Source organism: Streptomyces sp. NPDC005070, from assembly GCF_053600395.1.
Window position 1 is genome coordinate 1 of the sequence record NZ_JBSFZS010000285.1, and the last position, 4,210, is coordinate 4,210.

4 protein-coding genes are annotated in these 4,210 nt (G+C 74.0%); 3 read left to right on the forward strand and 1 reads right to left on the reverse strand.

What is annotated here, in order from left to right; all coding sequences use genetic code 11:
* Positions 1-86: 86 nt before the first annotated feature.
* The gene (locus tag ACWEBX_RS37685; RefSeq protein WP_451889242.1) at positions 87-989 is read right to left on the reverse strand and encodes a methyltransferase domain-containing protein; all 903 of its coding nucleotides are present in this window, start codon (positions 987-989) and stop codon (positions 87-89) included.
* Between the two features lie 73 nt (positions 990-1,062).
* Between ACWEBX_RS37685 and ACWEBX_RS37690 the strand changes: the two genes are divergently transcribed.
* The 3 genes from ACWEBX_RS37690 (at position 1,063) to ACWEBX_RS37700 (ending at position 4,053) form a co-directional block, all read left to right on the forward strand.
* The gene (locus ACWEBX_RS37690; protein WP_451889243.1) at positions 1,063-1,503 is read left to right on the forward strand and encodes a helix-turn-helix domain-containing protein; all 441 of its coding nucleotides are present in this window, start codon (positions 1,063-1,065) and stop codon (positions 1,501-1,503) included.
* 52 nt (positions 1,504-1,555) lie between these two features.
* A complete protein-coding gene (locus ACWEBX_RS37695) occupies positions 1,556-2,233 on the forward strand; it encodes a PH domain-containing protein (protein ID WP_451889244.1) in 678 nt (225 codons plus the stop codon).
* A 119-nt stretch (positions 2,234-2,352) separates the two neighbouring features.
* Positions 2,353-4,053, forward strand: coding sequence for a hypothetical protein (locus ACWEBX_RS37700; RefSeq protein ID WP_451889245.1), 1,701 nt, complete (start codon positions 2,353-2,355; stop codon positions 4,051-4,053).
* The last annotated feature ends 157 nt before the right edge of the window (positions 4,054-4,210 follow it).

Here is a 4,210-nt window from a genome sequence, read left to right on the forward strand (position 1 = left end):
GCCTTGATGCCCCGACGCCCACGCCTCACCCAACGGCGACGGGCTGATGCACCGGCACGGCCCCGACCCACCCACCGGCCCGGGACCTATCCGGCGTGCGCGTCGATCTGCCAGCACGCCGCCGTGAAGCGGACCTCCCCCTCGTGGACGTACGGATCGAACGCGGGGCGGACCGCCGAGACGACCCGGGCCCTCGTCGCCCCGTCCACGTCGCGCAGCGCGATCCCGACCGGCCCGAACCGGCTGAAGTACGGGACCAGCTCCTTCTCGGGCATGACGCACGCCACGTCGACGGCCCGGAGGCCGACCCCGGCCCACCCCGCCTCCTCCAGCAACCGCCGCACCCTGTCCGCGTCGGCCAGAGCGAACTGCCCCGGCGCGGCGGGATCACGCGCGGGCAGATTCGGCATGAGCGGTGCCGCCGCCCGCTCGGCCGTCGTCATGAACGGGTTCTCCGCGATGCCCCGCCAGACGACGAACCGCAGCACGGCGCCGTCCTTCGCGGCCCGCCGCAGATTGGCGAAGGCCCGCACCGGATCGGAGAAGAACATCACCCCGAAGCGGGAGACGACCGCGTCGAAGGCCGCGGGCGGCTCGAAGACATGATCCTGAGCGTCGGCGCGGAGGAACGAGACGGCCCCCACGCCCACCCCTTCCGCACCCGCCCGCTCGGCCCGCGCCCGAGCGGCCTCCACCATCGGCTCCGAGATGTCGACGCCGACACACCGCCCCCCGGCCCCGAGCCGCCGCGCGATCGCCACCGTCGTGCCGCCCGTACCGCAGCCGACGTCCAGGACCCGGCCCCCCTGCCCGGCCGGAAACGTCTCGACGAGCAGCTTCTCCAGCGGCGCGAACAACGCGTCCACCATGTCCTGGGCCTCGACCCAGGCGTTCCCGGACGGCCCGTTCCAGCGCGCGGCCTGCTCGTCGCCCACCGTGTCGCCCACCTCGTCGCCCACCGTGTCGCCCGCCCCGAGATCGGATCCCATCACGCCTCCTGTGGTTGCCCTCATGGCCTGGAGATGACACCGTCCTACTTCAAGCCGACTTGAGGTCAAGACGATGCCGGATCTGGATATCGCCGAAGTGGCACGCCGCGCCGGGGTGCCCGCTTCGACCCTGCGGTACTACGAGGAGAAGGGGCTCATCGCCCCGACGGGCAGACGTGGTCTGCGCCGGCAGTACGACCCCGGTGTGCTGGAACGGCTGGCGCTGATCGCGATGGGCCGGTCCGCCGGGTTCTCGCTGGACGAGATCGCCCGGATGTTCGCGCCGGACGGGCGCCCGCGCATCGACCCCCGGGCCCTTCTCGACAAGGCCGACGAACTGGACCGGACGATCCGCGAGCTCGAGGTCCTGCGCGACTCCCTGCGGCACACCGCCGCCTGCCCCGCGCCCAGCCACATGGAATGCCCGACGTTCCGCCGGATCATCGGGGCGGTCGTGGCCGGCGTGGTCGCGGTGCCGGGGAGACGGGCGGCGCGGAGTCCTTCGCGACCATAGCGAGACCCGACCGAGCTCAAGCACGCGGCGCACGTCGTGCACAATCGGGACCATGACGACCCCCGACCACCAGTCACCCCTTTCGGACGCCTCGCGACCCGAGGCCAGGGACCGGATCTACCGGTCGCCCGCCGGTATCGCGGGCGGCGTCCTCCTGCTCCTCATCGTGGGCTGGCTCGGCTTCGACGCGCTGGTCTCCGGCAACGGCCGCACCCCCTGGCTGGCGCTCGCCGGACTGATCCTGATCGTTCCCGTCGTGACCGCGTTCACCCTGCGCCCCGCCGTCTACGCCAACGAGGACCGGCTGCGCGTCCGCAACCCGCTGCGCGTGATCGTGCTCCCCTGGAGCAAGGTCGCCTCGCTGCGGTCGCACTACTCGAACGAGGTGATCGACACCTCGGGCACGAAGTACCAGCTCTGGGCGGTGCCCGTGTCGCTGCGGGCCCGCAAGAAGGCGGCCCGGCAGTCGGCCCAGGGCGCGGCGGGCCGCGGGGGCGGCGGCCGCTCGTCGTCGCTGGGCCGCGCGTCCGCCTTCGGCCGGTCCGCCGTCGCCGACGCGCCGGTCCGCCCCGAGACCGACCGGATCATGGACGATCTGCGCGAGCTGGCAGAGAACCGGGCCGCCGCGGAGAGCGCGCAGGGAGAGGTCACGGTGCGCTGGGCGTACGAGGTGGTGGGCCCCGCGCTCGCCGGCCTCGTGGTCCTGGTCATCCTGCTGGCGACGGGCTGACGCATTCCTTCGCGGGGCCCCGCCCCGCCTCGGCCGCGACCACCGTCCCCCACCCGGAGACGAAGCCGAGGGCCTTTCGCACAACCGGCCGCCCGCGTGGTCCGAGTCTCTGGGAAACGATGAACACCGACGTCCGGCGGCCCCTGCCCGCCACCGCGATACCCGACGGCTGCCTTTCCTGGAGCACGGAGCACACCCGGCGCTGGACGCGGGTGCTGCCGCCCGGCTGGACATTCGTGCAACGGCTCGGGCTGCGGAGCCTGAAACTGGCGCTGCTCACCGGCGCACTGGCCGCCCTGGGACTGACCTGGGCCGGTCTGCCGCCGTACCTCGCGGCGGCGGCCGGGCTCCATCTCGTATGGCTGCCGCTGCGGCCCGAGATCGTACGGGTGTCGGCGCCGGCCCTGGCCCTGGCGGTCGTGATCCTGCGCCCCGCCCCGGTCCTCCCCGTGGTTGTGGGCGCACTCCTGCTGACCGCGACCACCCTGGCCGTCTCCGGCCTGCGGCTGCGGGCCAGGGACCGGCAGCGGGACGCGGCACTCGCCGCCTCGGGAGGGGTGACGGCGCCCCTCCCGGACACGGACCGGCCGCTTCGGCGCGGCCGGTCTCTCTCCCGACTCGGGACCGTCCTGATCCTCGCGGGCGTCCCGCTGATCGCGACCGCCGGTCTGTGGGCCTCCTCGGAGAGCCGCCGGGCGGTGGTCGTCGGCGGCTGCTTCGTGACCGGGCTGGGCGTCGCCGCCCTGCTCTCCGGAGTGCTGGGCAGACGGCGGGCCGTCGCCCTGCGTTCCGCGCCGGCGCCCGTTCTGCGCGTCCTGACGCGCGAGACCCGGCACGGCGACGCGAGGGTCTTCGCCGCGGACGACGTGGCGGGCCTGCGACCGCTGTTCACCGTCGGCGTGGTCGCGCTGGACCATGCCCGGGACTACGCCGCGGACGACGTGGCGGACGCCGCGGTGGACATCGTGGCGGACGCGGCGGACGTCGCGGGCCCGGTGGAGACGAACCCCCTCTACGACGACCGGCCCGGACCGTTGCGGGAGGCAGTCCTGTACGGCGTGCCGTACGACGGTGCCGAGGTCGTGCTCGTCAGTGCCGCGCCGACGCCCGGGGGCCCGCTCGTGGCGGAACGGTCGTCCGGGCCCGTACGCCCGGTGCCGGAGAGCACCGTGCGGCGACGGCTCGGACAGGCGAAGCGAACGGCGGCCCGCAGGGTGGCGGACGACGCACAGCACTTCGGCCTGGTGGAGGCCGCCCGCTCGATGAACACCGCGCCGGTACGCCACTGGCGCGCGGGTCCGGTGGACCGGTTGTCCGGCTTCCTGATGCTGGTGTGGGGCGCTGTGCTGTGCGGGCTGGTGTTCACCGACGGGGACGTCAGTCTCTGGAAGCACGTCCTCGCCCTCCTCACCGGCCTGTACGGCGCGTTCCGCATCCCCGTGAAGCTGTGCTGGCGGATCACCGCCGACAGGAACGGGCTCTGGCTGAACGGTCTGCGCGGGACCACCCGCATCCCGTGGGACGACGTCCGCTCGGTCCGCCGGGAGTCCCTGGAGCTCAAGCTGCGCTGGGGCGGCGACGGGTCATGGACGGTCTCCGCGCCCCGCTGGGCCTGGCTCCAGCGCCGATGCGGTGTGACCCACCCGTACGACGCCCTGGCCGCCGAGGTGACCGCCATGCACACCGACCCCGACCTGCGCCCCACGGGCGACAGCGAGGAAGGCGAGCGGGGGCGCCCCCTGTGGCCGCTGGCAGTGCCGCTCGTCCTGGTGTGGCTGTCGGTGGTCCTGGCCGCGCTGGTGGGGCTCCCGGACTGGTGAGACGGCCCCCGGGAAGGCGCTGCGGGCACTCCTAGGTCGTGTCCGCAAAGTCGCGCCTGCCCGGCGACGCCTGGCACGCTCCCCCAAGCTCTTCGAGCAGGGGGGACCCCCACTCGCCGCACCGGGCGCAGACCCGAGCGGAAGAGCACACTTCTCA

Coding starts and splice junctions, on each gene's coding strand:
- ACWEBX_RS37685 (WP_451889242.1), bottom strand. CDS start 989: ATGGGATCCGATCTCGGGGCGGGCGACACGGTGGGCGACGAGGTGGGC.
- ACWEBX_RS37690 (WP_451889243.1), top strand. CDS start 1,063: ATGCCGGATCTGGATATCGCCGAAGTGGCACGCCGCGCCGGGGTGCCC.
- ACWEBX_RS37695 (WP_451889244.1), top strand. CDS start 1,556: ATGACGACCCCCGACCACCAGTCACCCCTTTCGGACGCCTCGCGACCC.
- ACWEBX_RS37700 (WP_451889245.1), top strand. CDS start 2,353: ATGAACACCGACGTCCGGCGGCCCCTGCCCGCCACCGCGATACCCGAC.